The 548-nt window shown below is 76.5% G+C and carries 1 pseudogene; it reads left to right on the top strand.

What is annotated here, in order from left to right:
- A pseudogene (locus GL263_RS27710) lies at positions 1 to 548 on the top strand (hypothetical protein); the annotation flags it as partial.

Here is a 548-nt window from a genome sequence, read left to right as displayed (position 1 = left end):
AACCCGGAGAACCCGGAGAACGAGGCCCGCGGCGACGGGCAGGGAAACGGGCAGGGCGAGGGCGGCGGCCGCAACGGCTCCGACCGCCCGGCCACCCCCTGGGGACGGCAGTGGAGCAGCCGTCAGCCGGGCCGCAGCGACGGCGGCTTCGGCAGCGGACCCGGCAACGGCGACGGCAACGGCGGCCGCCCCGACCGCCGCCGCTGGGACCCCAAGGACCCCGCCCAACGCCACGCCCGCTACGCGCTGCTGGCCGGAATGTGGGGCTTCTTCTTCGCCCTCTTCAATCTGCCGCCCGTGGCGCTGCTGCTCGGCGCCCTGTCGCTGTACTGGGGAATCAGCGCGCTGCGCGGCGCCCCCGGCGTGCCCCGCGAGGGCGGCACCGCCGCCGACGGCGGCACCCCGCCCGGGCCGTCCGGCGAACGCCCCCGCGCGGGCCGGCAGCAGGTGACGGCCGCGTCCGTCGGCCTGGTCGTCGGCTCACTGGCGCTGCTGGTCGTGGCCTCCACCTTCGCGCTGCAGCTTGTGTACAAGGACTACTACGACTG

Origin of the sequence: Streptomyces durbertensis (assembly GCF_014156695.1) — a bacterium.
Classification (GTDB): domain Bacteria; phylum Actinomycetota; class Actinomycetes; order Streptomycetales; family Streptomycetaceae; genus Streptomyces; species Streptomyces durbertensis.
This window is presented reverse-complemented; position numbering and strand designations above follow the sequence as displayed.